Annotated in this window: 17 protein-coding genes; 7 read left to right on the top strand and 10 right to left on the bottom strand. The window is 63.1% G+C overall.

Going from position 1 to position 17525, the window contains the following annotated elements; all coding sequences use genetic code 11:
* Positions 1–271: 271 nt before the first annotated feature.
* Entirely contained in the window at positions 272–769 is a 498-nt protein-coding gene (locus FEZ59_RS19300; RefSeq protein WP_084325305.1) for a TetR family transcriptional regulator, read from the top strand.
* Here FEZ59_RS19300 and FEZ59_RS19295 read toward each other — a convergent pair.
* The 4 genes from FEZ59_RS19295 to FEZ59_RS19280 form a co-directional block, all read right to left on the bottom strand.
* Positions 766–2574, bottom strand: a complete 1809-nt coding sequence (locus FEZ59_RS19295; protein ID WP_003946255.1) for an ABC-F family ATP-binding cassette domain-containing protein — start codon at positions 2572–2574, stop codon at positions 766–768. The genes FEZ59_RS19300 and FEZ59_RS19295 overlap by 4 nt on opposite strands.
* Positions 2574–3509 (bottom strand): 4-(cytidine 5'-diphospho)-2-C-methyl-D-erythritol kinase, encoded by a 936-nt coding sequence (locus FEZ59_RS19290; protein WP_024487798.1) that lies wholly within the window; start codon positions 3507–3509, stop codon positions 2574–2576. Before FEZ59_RS19290 ends, FEZ59_RS19295 begins: the two co-directional genes overlap by 1 nt.
* An 81-nt stretch (positions 3510–3590) precedes the next feature.
* Positions 3591–4367: an ABC transporter permease gene (locus FEZ59_RS19285; RefSeq protein ID WP_019744694.1), complete on the bottom strand. Its 777-nt coding sequence runs from the start codon at positions 4365–4367 to the stop codon at positions 3591–3593.
* A gap of 37 nt (positions 4368–4404) precedes the next feature.
* Positions 4405–5400 carry an ATP-binding cassette domain-containing protein gene (locus FEZ59_RS19280; protein ID WP_172933047.1) on the bottom strand — a complete coding sequence of 332 codons (996 nt, stop codon included), beginning with the start codon at positions 5398–5400 and terminating at the stop codon, positions 4405–4407.
* A 96-nt stretch (positions 5401–5496) separates the two neighbouring features.
* Between FEZ59_RS19280 and FEZ59_RS19275 the strand changes: the two genes are divergently transcribed.
* A complete protein-coding gene (locus tag FEZ59_RS19275) occupies positions 5497–6465 on the top strand; it encodes a YafY family protein (protein ID WP_060939755.1) in 969 nt (322 codons plus the stop codon).
* Between the two features lie 97 nt (positions 6466–6562).
* Here FEZ59_RS19275 and FEZ59_RS19270 read toward each other — a convergent pair whose 3' ends face one another.
* Positions 6563–6766, bottom strand: a complete 204-nt coding sequence (locus FEZ59_RS19270) for a cold-shock protein (protein ID WP_003946232.1) — start codon at positions 6764–6766, stop codon at positions 6563–6565.
* Between the two features lie 314 nt (positions 6767–7080).
* On the opposite strand from FEZ59_RS19270, the gene FEZ59_RS19265 reads away from it, so the two are divergent.
* From FEZ59_RS19265 to FEZ59_RS19255, 3 genes are read left to right on the top strand one after another with little or no spacing between them, the layout of a single operon-like run.
* Positions 7081–7290, top strand: a complete 210-nt coding sequence (locus FEZ59_RS19265; RefSeq protein WP_003946267.1) for a heavy-metal-associated domain-containing protein — start codon at positions 7081–7083, stop codon at positions 7288–7290.
* A 7-nt stretch (positions 7291–7297) separates the two neighbouring features.
* Positions 7298–8212, top strand: coding sequence for a hypothetical protein (locus FEZ59_RS19260; RefSeq protein ID WP_172933046.1), 915 nt, complete (start codon positions 7298–7300; stop codon positions 8210–8212).
* Positions 8212–10473, top strand: a complete 2262-nt coding sequence (locus FEZ59_RS19255) for a heavy metal translocating P-type ATPase (protein ID WP_019744698.1) — start codon at positions 8212–8214, stop codon at positions 10471–10473. The genes FEZ59_RS19260 and FEZ59_RS19255 overlap by 1 nt, the downstream gene beginning before the upstream one ends.
* Before the next feature lie 58 nt (positions 10474–10531).
* On the opposite strand, the gene rsmA is transcribed toward FEZ59_RS19255, so the two are convergent.
* The 3 genes from rsmA to FEZ59_RS19240 are packed head-to-tail and all read right to left on the bottom strand — an operon-like array spanning position 10532 to position 13726.
* On the bottom strand, positions 10532–11431 hold the full coding sequence (gene rsmA, locus FEZ59_RS19250; RefSeq protein ID WP_172933045.1) for a 16S rRNA (adenine(1518)-N(6)/adenine(1519)-N(6))-dimethyltransferase RsmA: 900 nt from the start codon (positions 11429–11431) through the stop codon (positions 10532–10534).
* Positions 11432–11440: 9 nt separating this feature from the next.
* On the bottom strand, positions 11441–12568 hold the full coding sequence (locus FEZ59_RS19245) for a transglycosylase family protein (protein ID WP_020908607.1): 1128 nt from the start codon (positions 12566–12568) through the stop codon (positions 11441–11443).
* Positions 12569–12601: 33 nt separating this feature from the next.
* Positions 12602–13726, bottom strand: coding sequence for a resuscitation-promoting factor (locus tag FEZ59_RS19240; protein WP_019744700.1), 1125 nt, complete (start codon positions 13724–13726; stop codon positions 12602–12604).
* Between the two features lie 236 nt (positions 13727–13962).
* Between FEZ59_RS19240 and FEZ59_RS19235 the strand changes: the two genes are divergently transcribed.
* Positions 13963–15411: an ABC transporter permease subunit gene (locus FEZ59_RS19235; RefSeq protein WP_172933044.1), complete on the top strand. Its 1449-nt coding sequence runs from the start codon at positions 13963–13965 to the stop codon at positions 15409–15411.
* Positions 15408–16175: an amino acid ABC transporter ATP-binding protein gene (locus FEZ59_RS19230; RefSeq protein WP_019744702.1), complete on the top strand. Its 768-nt coding sequence runs from the start codon at positions 15408–15410 to the stop codon at positions 16173–16175. Before FEZ59_RS19235 ends, FEZ59_RS19230 begins: the two co-directional genes overlap by 4 nt.
* A 36-nt stretch (positions 16176–16211) precedes the next feature.
* On the opposite strand, the gene FEZ59_RS19225 is transcribed toward FEZ59_RS19230, so the two are convergent.
* Positions 16212–16601 carry a DUF6578 domain-containing protein gene (locus FEZ59_RS19225; RefSeq protein WP_020970326.1) on the bottom strand — a complete coding sequence of 130 codons (390 nt, stop codon included), beginning with the start codon at positions 16599–16601 and terminating at the stop codon, positions 16212–16214.
* Between the two features lie 77 nt (positions 16602–16678).
* Entirely contained in the window at positions 16679–17506 is an 828-nt protein-coding gene (locus FEZ59_RS19220; protein ID WP_031333728.1) for a TatD family hydrolase, read from the bottom strand.
* Positions 17507–17525 lie beyond the last annotated feature (19 nt).

Raw genomic sequence — 17525 nt, 5'->3', positions numbered from 1 at the left:
CGAAATCTTAATCGAACATACTTTCGATAGCCAGAGACAAAGCGGACAACTTCAGGAACATGAAGACTCGAGACCTGTTGAAGTACATCAACATTCACCTAGTCGTCCAATATCACGCGATAGAAGACATACCCCGCAAAACACACAATCGCAACAACACACAGCACGAGCAGGATGTCGAAAAGGACGACCATGCTTCACCCCCAGTGAGTTCAACCCAGTTCAAGAACTTCTCCACGCGGAGAAGAACGTATCACGGTATCTTCTCTGCGTGGAGAAATCGACGCGAGAAGCACTTCTGGACGCCGGGCTCGACCTGCTGGGCCGGGTTGGGTTTCGAGCCTGGTCGATGAGAGGCGTCGAAGACGAGGCAGGCGTGCCACACGGCAGCGCACGGCACTACTTCGCAAATCAACGTGGACTGATAGTCGAGGTGGTGCGACACCTTCTGGACGGCGATCTTCCTCGCCCAGGCGAGACGCCGAAGCAACAAGTGGCCCGGTGGCTGGGGCCTGAATCCGGCCGCACCCGGGCGCGTTACGAACTGATCATCGCGTCATTCCACGATCCCGACCTCGCAGTGGAACTGGTGCGTGGTCGGGATCGGTTTGTCGACATCTTGGCCGAACGCGGCATGACCTCGTCCGATGCAACGGAGTTGGTCGCAGCATTGGACGGGGTCGTTCTGGACGCACTGCTACGCGAGCAAGCACCGGAGGGCGTGGATCCAGAGCGAATCTTCAAGAAATTCGGAGCGAAGTTCCCCTAGCCGTCCAGCTCGGCGAACAGCTCCATCCACTGCTCCTCGGCGGCTTCCTTGTCCGCGATGACCTGCTTGAGTTCAGCCCCGAGCTTCTGCAGCTTGTCCGGGTCGGTGGCTGCGTCGGCGAGGGAAGCGTGCAGCTTCTTCTCGCGGTCGTCGAACTTCGCAATGGACCGCTCGAGCTTCGAAAGTTCCTTGCGTGCAGCGCGATCCGCAGCACCGTCGCGGACCTGCTTGCTCTTCGACGCACCACTCGCCGTCGAGGCCACCGACGGGTTGTCGCCGTCCCCCATCGCTGCGCGTCGACGCAGGTAGTCCTCGATACCACCCGGCAGGTTGGTGAGCTTGCGATCACCGAAGAGAGCCCAGGTGGTGTCACAGATGCGCTCGATCAGGTACCGGTCGTGCGAGATGACCACCATGGTGCCCGCCCAGCCGTCGAGCAGATCCTCGAGTTGCTGAAGCGTGTCGATGTCGAGATCGTTGGTGGGCTCGTCGAGAAGCAGAACGTTGGGCTCGGCCATGAGGACACGCGTCAACTGCAGACGGCGGCGCTCACCACCGGACAGATCGCCGACGGGGGTGCGCTGACGCGCCGGTGTGAAGCCCAGCCGCTCAGCCAGCTGACCGGCTGACACTTCCTTGTCCCCCAGCGTGATTCGCTCGGCTACGTCCTTGACCGCGTCGAGTACGCGCATGTCGGTCGGCAGATCGTCGAGTTCCTGCTTGAGCCAACCGATGTGGACGGTCTGCCCCTGAATGCGCTTGCCTGCTGCGGGCTCGAGTTCACCGGCCAGCGTCCGCAGCAGAGTCGTCTTGCCCGAGCCGTTGACACCGACCAGGCCTACACGCTCCCCCGGAGCGAGCCGCCAGGTCAGATCCTCGACGAGTACGCGGCCGTCCGGGGTCTCCAGACGCGCGTCTTCGAGTTCGATGACAACCTTGCCGAGTCGACGCTGGGCGAAGGACGCAAGTGCCACCGCGTCACGAGGTGCCGGAACGTCGGCGATCAAGGCCTCCGCGGCCTCGATGCGGTACTTCGGCTTCGATGTACGGGCCGGCGCACCGCGGCGCAGCCATGCGAGTTCCTTGCGCGCAAGGTTGCGTCGACGCTCTTCGGAAGCGTCGGCCTGACGCGAACGCTCGGCGCGGGCGAACACCCAGTCGTTGTAGCCACCCTCGTAGCTTTCGACGCCGCCACCGACAACCTCCCAGGTGCGGGTGGCGACGGTGTCGAGGAACCAGCGATCGTGGGTCACGACGACAAGCGCGCTGCGACGCGAGACGAGGTGCTCGGCCAACCACTGAACACCTTCGACGTCTAGGTGGTTGGTCGGCTCGTCGAGCACCAGCAGATCGAGGTCCTGAACCAGAGCCGCAGCGAGAGCCACACGGCGACGCTCACCGCCGGACAGGCCGTCGACCTTGGCGTCCAATGCGGACCGCTCGCCGCCGGCGCCCAAGTTGTCGATGCCGATTCCCGAGAGCACTGAACGAATGCGCGCGTCGCCGGCCCACTCGTGCTGAGCCACTCCGAGCGGCCCCAGGACCACTTCACCGACCGTCGAGCCTGGAGGCAACACACCGCGCTGCGTCACGACGGCCATGCGCAATCCGCCGACGCGGCTCACGCGTCCCGAATCCGGCTGCTCCACACCCGCGAGGACTTCGAGCATGGTCGTCTTGCCGCCGCCGTTGAGGCCGACGACACCGATGCGCTCGCCTTCCTCCACGCCCAGGGAGACCCCGTCGAGCAACGGCTTGACGCCGAAAGACTTCGACACGTTTTCCAGATTGATCAGATTCGCCATCAGTGCTGTCCCTTTGCCGCATTGTCGAGTATTCGTGCTCCGGGAACGGGTCCGCTCGCCACGCGAACGGTGCGGCACACCCCCGCTCCCGCAAGTTCTGCGCTCACTTCCACCGCGGACTGTGCGTCGGCGCAGAGAAAGGCGCACGTCGGTCCGGAGCCGGAGACGATGCCCGCCAAAGCGCCGGCTTCGACACCCGCTCGCAGCGTCCGTCGTAGATCCGGGTTGAGTGAGAGTGCTGCCGCCTGCAGATCGTTTCCGAGCAGCGGAGCGAGCACATGAGGGTCACCGGTGGTGAGCGCGTGAATCAACTCGTCAGCGGTACCCAATCGATTCGGTGTGCCTTCGGCGCGAAGCTTGTCGAGTTCCCGGAAGACAACCGGCGTGCTCAAGCCTCCCTTGGCCAGCGCCAACACCCAGTGAAAGGTGCGGCGCGTCAAGACGGGGACAAGTTGTTCACCGCGACCGGTTCCGAGGGCAGTGCCACCGTGCAGCGAGAACGGAACGTCACTCCCGAGACGTGCCGCGAAGGCGTCGAGATCAGGCCGCGAGAAGTCGAGTTTCCACAACGAATTGAGCGCAACCAACGCGGCTGCCGCGTCGGCGCTCCCGCCGGCCATACCGCCTGCGACGGGAATGCCCTTCTCGATGACGATCTCGACATTCGGGGCCACGCCACCCTCGGCCGCCAGCATCTCGGCGGCACGCCACACGAGATTGGTGCGATCGGTCGGTACGGCCGCGGCGTCGTCGCCGATCACCCGCACTGTCAAGGTGTCCGCAGGCGCCACCGTGACGGTGTCTGCCAGCGACAATGCCTGAAAAACGGTCGTCAGTTCGTGATAGCCGTCGTCTCGCAGGTCCCCGACGGCAAGGTGGAGATTCACCTTGGACGGGGCCCGGACAACTACGGGGCGAGGAACGACGGAGAGCACAAGGAACAACAATAGGCGCTGCGAACACCTGGGCGAAAACCTGCGACCGCCGCATCCCATCCGACAGCAAGCACACCCACGCTATTTCACCGCGCGCACGCCTATCCCCAGGCCGACCACAGCCACGCTGACGGCAGCGAAGATTCCTGCCAGAACGCTGCCCGACGCGAAGTCACCGGCAAAGAGAGCCCGCTCGGCATCTACGACGTAGCCCAGCGGATTGATGTTCACGAGGACCTTCATCCAACCTGGTGCGTCGTCGAGCGGAAGCATGGTTCCCGACAGGATCAGGAGCGGGAACATCAGCGTCTGCTGAACGACCCAGAACATCCAATCCTGCTCCCGCACAGCCAGAGCGAGAGCGTACGAGAGCGCACCGAGTCCGACGCCGAACACTCCCAGCAGGACGATTCCGAGCGCAGCGCCCGCTGCATTGACGTCCAATCCGAGCGGTAGCGCAACAAGAATGATCAGAATCGCCTGCGCGGCAAGCGGAACCATCTCCTTGCATGCCCTCCCGATCAACAACGACGAGCGTCTGAGCGGAGTCACCAACATTCGCTCGTGGGATCCCTGCTGCATCTCCATCAGAAGGTTGGAACCGGTCATCGTCGTGCCGAAGATCGCGATCATCACCAATACACCGGGGATGAACCAATTCCATACGCCGTCACCGGTACCCGGGACCCCTTTGAGCAGAGGCCCGAACAGGGCCAACAGGATCAGCGGCTGGATGAGGCTGAAGATGACGCTGACCGGGTCACGCAACATCGGTCGCAGCTCACGGCCCATCACGATCGCGCTGTCTCGAACAATGTTGCCGTGCGCGCTACGTGGGGTATCGAGTGTGATTGTCATGGCGGATTCCTGTTCGTCGTAGTTCTTCGTCGTAGTTCTAGGAAGCAACCGCGGCGGTGCTCTCGCGCAGGCTGCGGCCGGTGAGAGTGAGGAAAACGTCGTCGAGAGTCGGCCTGGTGATGTCGGCAGTGACTGCGCGGGCGCCGCGGGCATCGGCTTCACGCAGCAATACCGGAAGCGTCGAATCACCCTCGCCGGCACGGATACTCACCGAGCTTGCCTCGACCGTGACGTCACGCACAGTGACAAGTTGCTCGGCCACCGACGCCGCGATGGCGGCCGCTTCGGCGTTGTCGAACGTGAGCAACAAATGATCTCCGGCAAGATCGGCCTTGAGTGCGGCAGCGGTGTTGTCCGCGATGACAGTGCCTTCGTCGATGACGATGACCCGCTCTGCCATCGAATCCGCTTCTTCGAGGTAGTGCGTGGTCAGCACGATCGTGGTGCCCATCTCGCGCCGCAACCGCAGGATGTGGTCCCAGAGGTTGGCCCGACTCTGCGGGTCCATGCCCGTGGTCGGCTCGTCGAGGAACAGGAGCGGTGGGCGATGGACCAGGCCCAGAGCGATATCGAGCCGCCGTCGCTGCCCGCCGGACAGCGTACTGACCTTTCGAGTACCCAACTCGGTGAGTTCGAGATCACGCAGCAATTCGTCGGCCCGGACCTGCGAGTCGCCCTTGGGCATTCCGTAGCACAACCCCTGCGTCACCAACTCGTCGCGAACCCGCTGGTTGTGGCCGGCTCCGTTCCCCTGTCCGACGTATCCGAGGCTGGAGCGCACCTCGTTTCGTGACGCAGCGATGTCGAATCCTGCGATCCGCGCAGTACCGGATGTGGGCTCGAGCAAGGTGGTCAGCATGCGCAACGTCGTCGATTTTCCGGCACCGTTCGGCCCAAGCAAGGCAACCAACTCGCCCTCCGCTACGTCGAGAGTGACTCCCTTGACCGCTTCCACGAGCTTCTTGCCCTGGGCGAAGTGCTTGGTGAGCTCCTTCGTCTCGATCATCGGTCTGCCGTCGTTGATGCGACTCATGATGTGCCCCAATTTCTTCTCGACTGGTCGGATGAGGACCAACCTAAATTCAATTGAGGACGCATTGGGTCCTAAATGTTTGGCAGACTTCTTGCCATGAAGGAGACATCGGCTCGCCTACTGCGGTTGCTGTCACTGCTCCAGACACGTCGAGACTGGTCCGGTGCCGAACTCGCAGACAAGCTCGCGATCACCCCGCGCACAGTCAGACGTGACGTGGACCGCCTCCGCGATCTCGGCTACCCGGTCGACGCGACGGTCGGCGTCGGCGGTGGATATCGCTTGGGAGCGGGCGCGGAGATGCCCCCGCTACAGCTCGATGACGAAGAAGTGCTCGCGGTGGCGCTCTCTTTGCAGTCCGGAGCGACCGGCTCTGTGGTCGGCATCGGCGAGGCTTCGATGCGCGCGCTGGCGAAGCTGCGGCAGATCATGCCGTCGAGGCTGCGACACCGTCTGGAGTCGCTGTCGATCGACGTCGTGCCACGCGAGCCCGCCGCGAGCGCAGTCGATGCGTCGGTACTGTCCGCCATCGCGTCCGTATGCCACAACCACGAGCGTTTGAGATTCGACTACAGCACTCACGACGGCACCCAGAGCCGACGCGAGGTGGAACCGTACAGGCTCGTGCGGTCGGGTGTTCGGTGGTATCTGGTGGCTTGGGATCTATCTCGCGAAGACTGGCGGTCGTTCCGCGTCGACCGGATGGAACCCAAGATTCCCACCGGTCCGCGGTTCACGCCGCGGGAACTACCAGCCGGTGGTGCGGCAGACTTCGTTTCGCGCGGCGTCGCCCGGGCTTATTCCTCCACGCGCGCAACAGTTCTACTGCATGCACCCATCGAGCAGATAGCGCCCATGGTCAGTGAGCAGTGGGGATCAGTGGAGTCCACCGACGAAGGGCGTTGCGTCATAGTGCTTTCGGGCACTTCCCTACGGTCGATCGCAATGTGGCTCAGGGCTTTCGACGTCGATTTCACCGTTGTGAATCCACCCGAACTCCGCGAGGAATGCCGCGCGATCGCAGCAGAAACCGCAGTGGCCGCTCAGCGTTATCTCGATGCGTGAGAGCACTTTTCACCCAAAATGCAACAAGACCCCAACTCCGAAGAGTTGGGGTCTTGTCAGTACGTCATGCGTCGGTTGCCCGACTCACATGGACGTCTTAGACGATGGTAACGCCGGTGGCCTGCGGGCCCTTGTTGCCCTGACCGATCTCGAACGCCACGCGCTGGTTCTCCTCGAGAGTGCGGAAGCCGCCACTCTGGATCTCGGAGTAGTGAACGAAGACGTCAGCACTGCCGTCTTCGGGAGCGATGAAGCCGAACCCCTTCTCGGAGTTGAACCACTTCACGATGCCCTCTGCCATGTAAATCTCCTCTAACACAGTGTCAACAGGCAGTCGCTTCGACCGCCCGGGTCACTTACTACGACCGTTCTGAGACAAATCCGTGGAGGATGTCCAAACGCTCGCAACCTAACCATTTGCGAGCGTGGAAACACAAACACAAACACTTACGACCAACACAAGTAGACCACACATCCGCCCTGTTGTCTTCCCTGAGGCCTTCGTCACTGCCCAACCCGTTGACAGGCATACCCCCTGGGGGTACCTTCAGTCCCAGGGAGATACCTACACCGGGTATCCGTAAAATGAGTTTTACACAAGCGAAGGGATCTGCGATGACCACCGCCGAATACACCGTTTCCGGAATGACCTGCGGACACTGCGTCGGATCCGTCAAGGAAGAGATCGGCAACATCGCGGGCGTAACCGCGGTGGATGTCGAATTGGCGAGCGGACGCGTCGTTGTCACCAGCGATGCCCCCGTCTCCGCAGCCGACGTCGTCGCAGCAGTCGACGAAGCCGGCTACGCAGTCGTACCAAGCTGAGTCAGCCGTGCGCACCTCGACAACACTTGCCACCTACGCCGTAGGGTTGGTCGCCGTCTTCGGCGCCGCCCTCGGCGTGGGGGCCGCAATCGGAAGCCCGATAGACATGTCCACTACCCAGCACAGCACCCACGAATCAACCGCTGAATCGATGCCAGGCATGGATTCGGCGACACCCGCAGGGCTCGAAGTCTCTTCCGGCGGATACACACTCACCGACGTGACCGCACCCGGTCGAGCTGGGGAGCCGGGAACCTTGACCTTCCGGATTCTCGACAGCACCAACAAGCCCGTCGTCGATTTCGACCTCCTGCACGAGAAGAAGCTCCACCTCATCGTCGTCCGAAACGACACCAGCGAATTCCGCCACGTACATCCTTCTCTCGCCGCAGACGGCACCTGGTCGATCGACTGGACCTGGCCCGTCGCCGGCACCTACCGAGTCTTCGCGGACTTCGATCCCACCGACGGCACCCAACTGACACTCGGCCGAAACATCGACGTGGCAGGCGAATTCACTCCTGCGCCGCTGCCCGCGAAGAGCGCGACCGCAACCGTCGACGGATACACCGTGACTCTCGACGGTGATCTGACCACTGCCGGCGGCCCGATCACGCTGAGCGTTGCTCGCGACGGAGCCCCGGTCACCGATCTCGATCCGTACCTCGGTGCCTACGGTCATCTTGTTGCGCTTCGCACCGGCGACCTCGCCTACCTGCACGTTCACCCCGAGGGTGAACCGGGCGACGGCGTCACTTCTCCCGGTCCTGACGTTTCCTTCCACGCACAGGCGCCGAGCGAAGGCACATACCGACTGTTCCTCGACTTCCAGCACGAGGGCGTGGTTCGCACCGCCGAATTCACTGTTGATGCAGGCACTTCCACAGCTTCAGTTCCAGACAATCACGAGGGAGGGCACTGATGACGTCACCGACTGCGGTCGACAATGCTGCCAACTCGAGCAGCGTCGAACTCGCGATCACCGGAATGACCTGCGCCTCCTGCGCGTCACGAATCGAGAAGAAGCTCAACAAGATCGACGGCGTCACAGCCACGGTCAACTACGCGACGGAAAAAGCCAAGGTCACCTTCCCGGACGGGGTACCCGTCGAAGATTTGGTCACTGCCGTCGAGAATGCCGGTTACGCTGCCGCGCTCCCGAAACCGCCCAGCGCGCCAGACACCGTCGACCCGGATGCGGAAACCCCGCAGGATCGTGATCTGCGCGAGCTTCGTACCCGCCTGATCATCTCGACTCTGCTCTCCGTGCCGGTCATCGCGATGGCGATGATTCCTGCGTTGCAGTTCGACAACTGGCAGTGGCTCTCCCTCACGCTGGCCGCACCGGTCATCGTGTGGGCGGCCCTTCCCTTCCACCGGGCTGCCTGGGTCAACCTGCGTCACGGCGCCGCAACGATGGACACGCTCATCTCGCTGGGCACCATCGCAGCGTTCGTCTGGTCGCTGTACGCACTGTTCTTCGGCACCGCGGGCGAAGCGGGAATGAAACACGCGTTCAGACTGACGGTCGACCGGATGGACGGCAGCGCCAACATCTACCTCGAGGTTGCCGCGGGCGTCATCACGTTCGTGCTCGCCGGACGCTACTTCGAGCACAAGTCCAAGCGCACGTCCGGCGCCGCACTACGCGCGCTCATGGAACTCGGCGCAAAAGACGTCGCGGTATTACGAAACGGCGTCGAAGTACGAATCCCCGCCGAAGAACTGGCAGCGGGCGACTCCTTCATCGTTCGGCCCGGCGAGAAGATCGCCACCGACGGCATCATCACCGAAGGCCGCTCAGCCGTCGACATGAGCATGTTGACCGGCGAATCCGTGCCGGAGGAGGTCGGTGTCGGGGACACCGTCGTCGGCGCCACCGTCAACGTCGGTGGAACGTTGACCGTCGAGGCCACCCGCGTCGGGAGCGACACCCAACTCGCCCAGATGGCGGCGCTGGTCGAAGACGCACAGAACGGCAAGGCCGAAGTTCAGCGCCTCGCCGATCGAATCGCCGGCATCTTCGTACCGGTCGTCATCGCGATTGCCGTTGCGACACTGGGCTACTGGCTCGGTACCGGCAACCCCATCGAGATGGCATTCACCGCTGCGGTCGCCGTCCTGATCATCGCGTGCCCCTGTGCTCTCGGATTGGCAACGCCCACAGCTCTGTTGGTGGGCACCGGCCGCGGAGCCCAGATGGGAATCCTCATCAAGGGACCCGAGGTGCTCGAATCGACGCGCGCAGTCGACACCGTCGTGCTCGACAAGACGGGAACCGTCACCACCGGTCAGATGACATTGCTGGACACCGTCGTGGGCGAAGGAACAACCGTCGACGAGGTGCTTCGGCTGGCCGGCGCCCTCGAACATCGCTCCGAGCACCCCATCGCCGCAGCGATCGCGAAGGGTGCGACCGAAGCCGTGGGCGAATTGCCTGCGGTCGAGGATTTCGTGAACGTCGCCGGTCGCGGCGTGCAGGGAATGGTCGAGGGTCATGCCGTTGTTGCCGGCCGAGACGCGCTGCTCGCCGACTGGTCGATGCCGTTGCCGGAAAATCTCCGTGACGCGAAAGCTGAAGCAGAGAAGGCCGGGCGCACCGCAATCGCGGTGGGCTGGGACGGCAAGGCGCACGGCATCCTCGTAATCGCCGACGCGGTCAAGGACACGAGCGCCGAAGCAATCGCGCAGTTGAAGGCACTCGGCCTCGAACCGGTTCTGCTGACCGGTGACAACGCCACCGTCGCCCGCACCGTGGCGGATCAGGTCGGGATCAGCACCGTCTTCGCCGAGGTCATGCCGGCGGACAAGGTCGACGCCGTCAAGAAGCTGCAGGCGGAAGGACGCGTCGTAGCCATGGTCGGCGACGGCGTGAACGACGCGGCGGCCCTGGCTCAGGCCGATCTCGGTCTGGCGATGGGCACGGGCACCGACGTTGCGATCGAGGCCAGCGACATCACCCTGGTTCGAGGTGACCTGCGGTCGGCAGCCGATGCAATTCGACTGTCTCGCAAGACGCTCAAGACCATCAAGGGCAACCTGTTCTGGGCATTCGCCTACAACACGGCTGCGATCCCGCTGGCTGCGGCCGGCCTGCTCAACCCGATGCTGGCCGGTGCCGCAATGGCATTCAGCAGTGTGTTCGTGGTGAGCAACAGCCTGAGGTTGCGGCGGTTCAAGTAAGGGGGCAAGCCCCTGTGCGCGGTTAAGGAGTCCCTGCACTCCTTAACCGCGCACGGGGCTATTTGCCTCCAGCCAGCCGAACGAAGGCTTCTGCGTCGAGCATCTCGCCACGCGTCTGTGGCTCGATGCCGGCAGCGAGGAGCCGTCGCTCGGCCTCGGCAGGCGAACCTGCCCACCCGCTGAGCGCGGCACGCAAAGTCTTGCGGCGCTGCGCGAATGCGGCGTCGATGGCAGCAAAGACCTGCTTGCGGTGTTTCTCGTCCATCGGCCACGGCGGCTCCGCGTACCGGTCGATACGAACCAGACCTGATTCCACCTTCGGCACCGGCCAGAACACGTTGCGTCCGACGGCACCGGCGCGGCGAACCTCGCCGAAGAAGTTGGCCTTGACGCTGGGAACGCCGTAGATCTTGCTTCCCGGATCAGCCGCCAGGCGATCGGCAACCTCGGCTTGCACCATCACGAGTGCGGTCCGCAGACTCGGGAGCGATGCGAACAGATGCAACAGCACCGGCACCGCCACGTTGTACGGCAGGTTCGCAACCAGTGCGGTCGGCTCGCCGGGAATCTGTGAAGGCAGCACACGCATCGCGTCCGCTTCGACGACGGTCAGTCGATCGGCAAGCTCCGGCGCTCGCTCGGCGACCGTCTTGGGAAGGCGAGCCGCAAGGTTGGGATCGATCTCGACCGCGATCACACGATCGACGACGTCCATCAGCGCCATCGTCAGCGAACCGAGACCCGGCCCCACCTCGAGAACGACATCGTCACGAGTGACGCCTGCCGTGGTGACGATGCGTCGCACGGTATTGGCGTCGTGAACGAAGTTCTGCCCCAACTGTTTCGTGGGCCGGACACCGAATTCCTCGGCAAGAGCGCGCACCTCGACCGGACCGAGCAGGGCTGCCTGCCCGCGCGGAGTAGCGATGGGTTCGTTCGATTGTTCGGCGTCTGACACCAGTAGAACTTATCCCAGTCCGAGGCGACCCGAGCACGACGGCCATGCGCCCCAGCCCTGAGTGCGCTGCGTTTGCGTCGCGATCGCGATCTGCTCCTCACGGGTTGCGAGGTCGGCGCGAGGCGCATACTTCAACCCGCCCTGCCGTTCCCACGTGTTCTGGTCGAACTGCACGCCGCCGTAGAAACCGTTGCCGGTGTTGATAGCCCAGTTGCCGGTGGCCTCGCACTGCGCGAGCGCGTCCCACGTCGAACCGTTCTCCACGGGCGGCACCTCGGTGCCCGGCTTCGTTCCCACGCGCACGACCTTCGGCTGCGCCGGTGTGGTGATCGTCTCCGATACCTGTGTACGTCCGGCCTCGACACCGTTGACGAGATTCACGGCGAACGTCACGTCACGCACGCCGGGAACGCCCGGGTTCTCGACGATCGTGCGACTCTGGTTCATCGTCGGATCCTCGATGCGCTGATCCGGCGGATCGAGCGGCAAGGTCTCAACCTTGTTCTCGGTGCGGTTGCGTGTCACCGTGACCTCGAGGCCCTCGGTCAGCGGAGCGTCGGCGGCGGGAACCACCGTGTCCGACTGCTCGAGCGGAGTGCCGTTGGCCGTAAGGAACTCGCCCACCGTCGGTGCCGCGATACGCACGTCGGCCGCCGCGTTTGCGCCGTCGACCAGTTTTGCGACGACAGGTGTCAAGACGTCGAGCGCGGCGCCGTCGAGCGGGAGACGCTGCGAGCGCGACGCCGACACGTGCACATCCGCTGAGACATCCAACTGCTTGAGCGCGTCGTCGACGGTCAAGGCAGTGGTCCAGAGCTTCTGTGGCTGACCGTCGACCGTCAGCGTGATCTCACGAGCACGACGGAGCACCACGGTGTCGCCGTCGGACAGCGACGCGTCGGCCGCGGGAGCAACCGCGTCCTTGTCACCGATCGGGTAACCCGCGTCCTCGAGAGCGCCGTCGACGTTGGTCGACATGGTGCTCAGGTGAATCTGCTCACCGTCGACGTCGAGGGTGATTGTCTTGTGCCGGACGACGGCCAGAACGCCACCCACGAGAACCGTCAGGAGAAGAGCGGCGATCGCCGAGTACAACAACGGCGACCTGGTCGAGTTGATCTTGGCGAACGGTGACATGGGTTCCTGAGTTCTGTGTGGAGTGTGGGCGCGTCAGCGCAGGCCCAATTTGCTGGTGCAGGACGGCCACGCACCCCAGCCCTGACCGGCTCGGACCTTCTCGCCGATCGCGATCTGCTGTTCACGTGATGCGAGGTCGGCGCGCGCTGCGTACTGACCGCCGCCGAATGCTTCCCAGGTGCTCTGGGTGAACTGAAGTCCTCCGTAGAAACCGTTGCCGGTGTTGATGGCCCAGTTTCCGGTCGCTTCGCACTGAGCAATGGAGTCCCACGTCGACGCGTTGGACACAGCAGGCGCGGACGTCTGCTTGGTTCCGACCTTCACCACTGCTGCGACCGGTTCCTTGATCACGGTCGCGGACAGTTCGGTTCGTCCGGCCTCGACGCCGTTGACGGTCTTGACCTCGACGGTGGCCGTGCGCTCGCCGGCAACACCCGGGTTTTCGACGACGGTCTTGTCCTTCTCGAGCTCGGGATCTTCGACCTTGTTCTCGGGCGGCGCGATCGGCTGCGTCTCGACGCGAGTGTCCGTGCGGTCGCGGGTGACCTGGATGGTCAGGCCGTTGGTAACGGGTGTGTCAGCGGTGGGAACCACCGAGTCGGCCTGCTCGAGCGGCGCATTCTTGGCCGCGAGAAGATCACCGACGGTTACGGCGGCGAGCTTGATCTCGGCCGCCGGAGCACCACCGTCGCTGACGCTGACGGTCTTCGGGCTGACGACGTCGAGCTCGGTGCGTTCGAGGGGCAGACGATGCGAGCGCGAAGCCGAGACTGCGAAGTCGTCGGAAACATCTACCTGCTTCAGCGCCTCGTCGACCGTCAATGCCGTGGTCCAGATGGTCGTCGGCTGACCGTCCACGGTCAGCGCCAACTCACGGGCACGGCGCAGTACGACGGTATCGCCGTCGGACAGCGAGGAATCGGCGCTCGGAGCGAGCGCGTCCTTGGGATCGACCGGGTATCCGGCGTCCTCGAGAGCGGTACCGACGCTGCTCGACATCGTGGACAGCGAAATCATGTCGCCGTCGACGTCGAGGGTGATCGTCTTGTGCCGAACCACGGCGAGCGCACCTCCGACGATGAGCGTCAGAAGCAACGCACCCACCACTGAATAGAGAAGTGGTGACTTCGTGGAGTTGATCTTGGCAAAAGGCGACACAGGAAATCCCAAGGCAGACGACGTTCGATCACAATACGGTAACGACCGAGCGTTGTATCGGCAACCAAATCACAACGAAATGCGACTTTTGTCACGGAACGGCAACGGCGTGTCGTGTGTTCTGCACTTTCCGGCTCCGATACCCGTGTATCGATTCAGCTCTGGGCGCAGTATGTTCTCGTCTGGTTCAAAGCAGTCCGGCGATCCCGGGCGCGACAGAAGAAAGCTGGGCGATAGTGCGAAGAAGATTCGACAGACCACGTAATGCCAGGTGGCCGATCCTGGCCATCCTGCTGGCGCTGATCGCAGCGCTGTTCGCCCCCGGAATCGCGAGCGCGCAACCCGGTCGCACCTACACGATCGCCACCGATCTGACATTCGCCCCGTTCGAATTCGAGAACGAAGACGGCAAACTCGTCGGCATCGACATCGATCTCCTCAACGCGATCGCCGAGGACCAAGGTTTCAAGGTCGACATCAAGCAGCTCGGCTTCGACGCTGCGCTTCAGGCCGTGCAGGCCGGGCAGGCCGACGGCGTCATCGCCGGCATGTCCATCACCGACGCCCGCAAGCAGGTTTTCGACTTCTCCGACCCGTACTTCGAGTCGGGCGTGCAGATGGCAGTCCTCGAGACCGACAACGATGTGAAGGCGTACGAGGATCTGAAGGGCAAGCGCGTCGCGGTCAAGAACGGCACCGAGGGCGCCAGCTTCGCCGAGTCCATCAAGGACCAATACGGCTTCACCACAGTCTATTTCGCCGACTCCGCCAGCATGTACGACGAGGTCCGCACCGGAAACTCCGTCGCAGTCTTCGACGACTACCCCGTCCTCGCCTACGGCATCACTCAGGGCAACGGCCTCAAGACGGTCACCGAAAAAGAGGTGGGTGCGAGCTACGGCTTCGCCGTCAACAAGGGCCAGAACGCCGAACTGCTCCAGATGTTCAATGCTGGACTGCAGAACCTGCGCGACAACGGCCAGTACGACGAAATCGTCTCGACCTACCTCGGTCAGGGCGCGTCGACGTCGGACAACTCCATCATCGGCTTGATCAAGAGCACCTATCCCCAGCTCCTCAAGGGCCTGTGGTTGACGATCGTTCTCTCGGTCGTCTCGATCGCGATCGCTCTGGTCCTGGGTGCGATCTTCGGTCTCTGCCGCGTGTCCACCAACATGTTCGTCCGAGGTATAGGCACGACCTACGTCGACATCTTCCGCGGCACACCGCTGTTGGTGCAGGCGTTCTTCATCTACTTCGGCATCCCGGCAGCCCTGCATTTCCAGATGTCCGCCTTCACCGCAGGCATCATCACGCTCTCGCTCAACGCCGGCGCGTACATGGCTGAAATCGTCCGCGGCGGAATCTTGTCCGTCGACAAGGGACAGATGGAGGCGTCACGAAGCCTGGGCATCAGCTACATGAAGTCGATGCGAAAAGTCATCATGCCGCAGGCAATTCGCACGATGATCCCGTCGTACATCAACCAGTTCGTCATCACCCTCAAGGACACGTCGATCCTGTCGGTCATCGGACTCGCCGAGCTCACTCAGACAGGGCGCATCATCATCGCGCGCAACTTCCAGTCGTTCAACATGTGGCTGATCATCGGCGTCATGTACTTCATCATCATCATGGCGCTCACCAAGCTGTCGAACCGCCTCGAGAAGAGGATCAACAAGTGACCGAAACAGCCGTCAACATGGGCAAGTCCGACACCGAGGTCAAGATTTCGGTCAAGGGACTGAAGAAGTCGTTCGGCGACAACGAGGTCCTCAAAGGCCTCGACGTCGACATCAAGAGCGGTGAAGTGGTCTGCGTCATCGGGCCTTCCGGTTCGGGTAAGTCCACCTTCCTGCGCTGCCTCAACCGCCTCGAAGACATCACCGCCGGATCCGTGCGCGTCGACCAGTTCGACCTCACGAACAAGGACGTCGACATCGACAAGGTGCGCCAGCACATCGGGATGGTTTTCCAGCACTTCAACCTGTTCCCACACATGAGCGTCGTCGAAAACGTGATGCTCGCCCCAGTGCAGACCGGGCGATCGACCAAGGATCAGGCTCGCGAGATCGCCGTCAAACTGCTGGGCCAGGTCGGTCTCGCGGAGAAGGCAGATGCCAAGCCCGCCAGCCTGTCCGGTGGGCAGAAGCAACGTGTGGCCATCGCCCGCGCACTGGCGATGAGCCCGGACATCATGCTCTTCGACGAGGCCACCAGCGCTCTCGACCCGGAGATGGTGGGAGAGGTTCTGCAGGTGCTTCGTGACCTCGCCAAGCAGGGCATGACCATGGTCGTCGTAACCCACGAAATGGGCTTCGCCCGTGAGGTTTCCGATCGAGTCATCTTCATGGCCGATGGATACATCGTCGAAGAAGGCAAGCCGGAGAACCTGTTCGGCAACCCCCAGCAGCAGCGTACCCAGGACTTCCTGGCGAAGGTACTGTAGGGGCAAGCCCCCTGTGCGCCTTTTTGGTAGTGGGGACTACCGGAAAGGCGCACGGGTGGTGGCCAATTCGACGACAACGGCCGTCTCCATCCAGCCACGCCGACCGGCAACCAGCGACGACATTCCGCGAAAATGTGGTGGGACCTTCTCGACTCGAACATGATCGGTGCTTCCAGGCACCAACACCCAGTGTCTGGGTTCTTGTTCGACAAATTCCCCGCGCTCGAGTCGGATCGAGAGAACGATCCCGGCAGTAGGTTCCACGTCGTCGGGAAAGATTCCTCCATGAACCGACCCGTCGAACCACAACGAGTCAGGTATCGGGTGCAAAGCCCACGAAGATTTTTCACCGACCACCGGCAACGGTGCACAGCACTCGAATTCCCACGTTTCGATGCGGACTGTGACAACGTTGTAGTCATTCATCTGAAATACCCCGCGCAGTAGACGGACCGGGACACGACGATCCCGGGCGCGGAGTTACCTGTCGAACCAGAATAGCGTCAGAGCTTGTAAACGCGCTCCGCTGTCGCCGTGGACGCTGCTGCCAGCGCCTGCGGATCCTCGCCGCGGATGTCTGCGAGTGCACGCACTGTGTACGGCAGGCAGTACGACTCGTTAGGCGCACCGCGGAACGGGTGCGGCGTCAAGAACGGCGCATCCGTCTCGACGATCAGCTGATCCGACGGCACCAACAACGCGGCCTCACGCAGCGCCTTCGCATTCTTGAAACTCACGGTTCCCGAAAAACTCAACACGTACCCGGCGGCGATGCACTCCCGCGCCATCTCCGAATCCGAGGAGAAGCAGTGGAACACCACTGTCTCCGGCGCGCCTTCCTCGTTCAGCACCCGCAGCAAGTCCTGGTCGGCTTCGCGGTTGTGAATCATCAGCGTCTTACCGAGACGCTTCGCCAGATCGATGTGCCACCGGAAACCGTCGACCTGCTCCTCGATCGTGGCGCACCCTTCGAGCTTGCCTGGCCAGTAGAGATCCAGCCCGGTCTCCCCCACCGCGACGACCCGCGGATCGGACGCCAACCGTTCGATCTCGGCCCTGGTGTCGGCATCCAGGACGTTCGCCCTGGTCGGATGGATTGCGACGGCTGCGTAAACCCTCGAATCCCAGTTCGCAGCGTCGACGGCAAAGCGTGCAGCATCGAGGTCGTCGGCCACCGTGACGACCCGTCCGACGCCGACGGCCTCGGCTCGATCGACTATTTCGGCCACGGTCGCAGCGTCGTGTGCGCCGCACGCGTCGAGGTGCGTATGGGCGTCGATCAGAGGCGACAAGGGCTCAGGGGCATCGGGGGCGGGACGGTCTTTGCTCACGCCCGATAGAGTAAGCCCA

The sequence above is a fragment of the Rhodococcus sp. MS13 genome (assembly GCF_013277835.1).
Lineage (GTDB): Bacteria > Actinomycetota > Actinomycetes > Mycobacteriales > Mycobacteriaceae > Rhodococcus_F > Rhodococcus_F erythropolis.
Note: the sequence above shows the minus strand (reverse complement) of the source record. Positions and strands in the feature narration are given on the sequence as shown.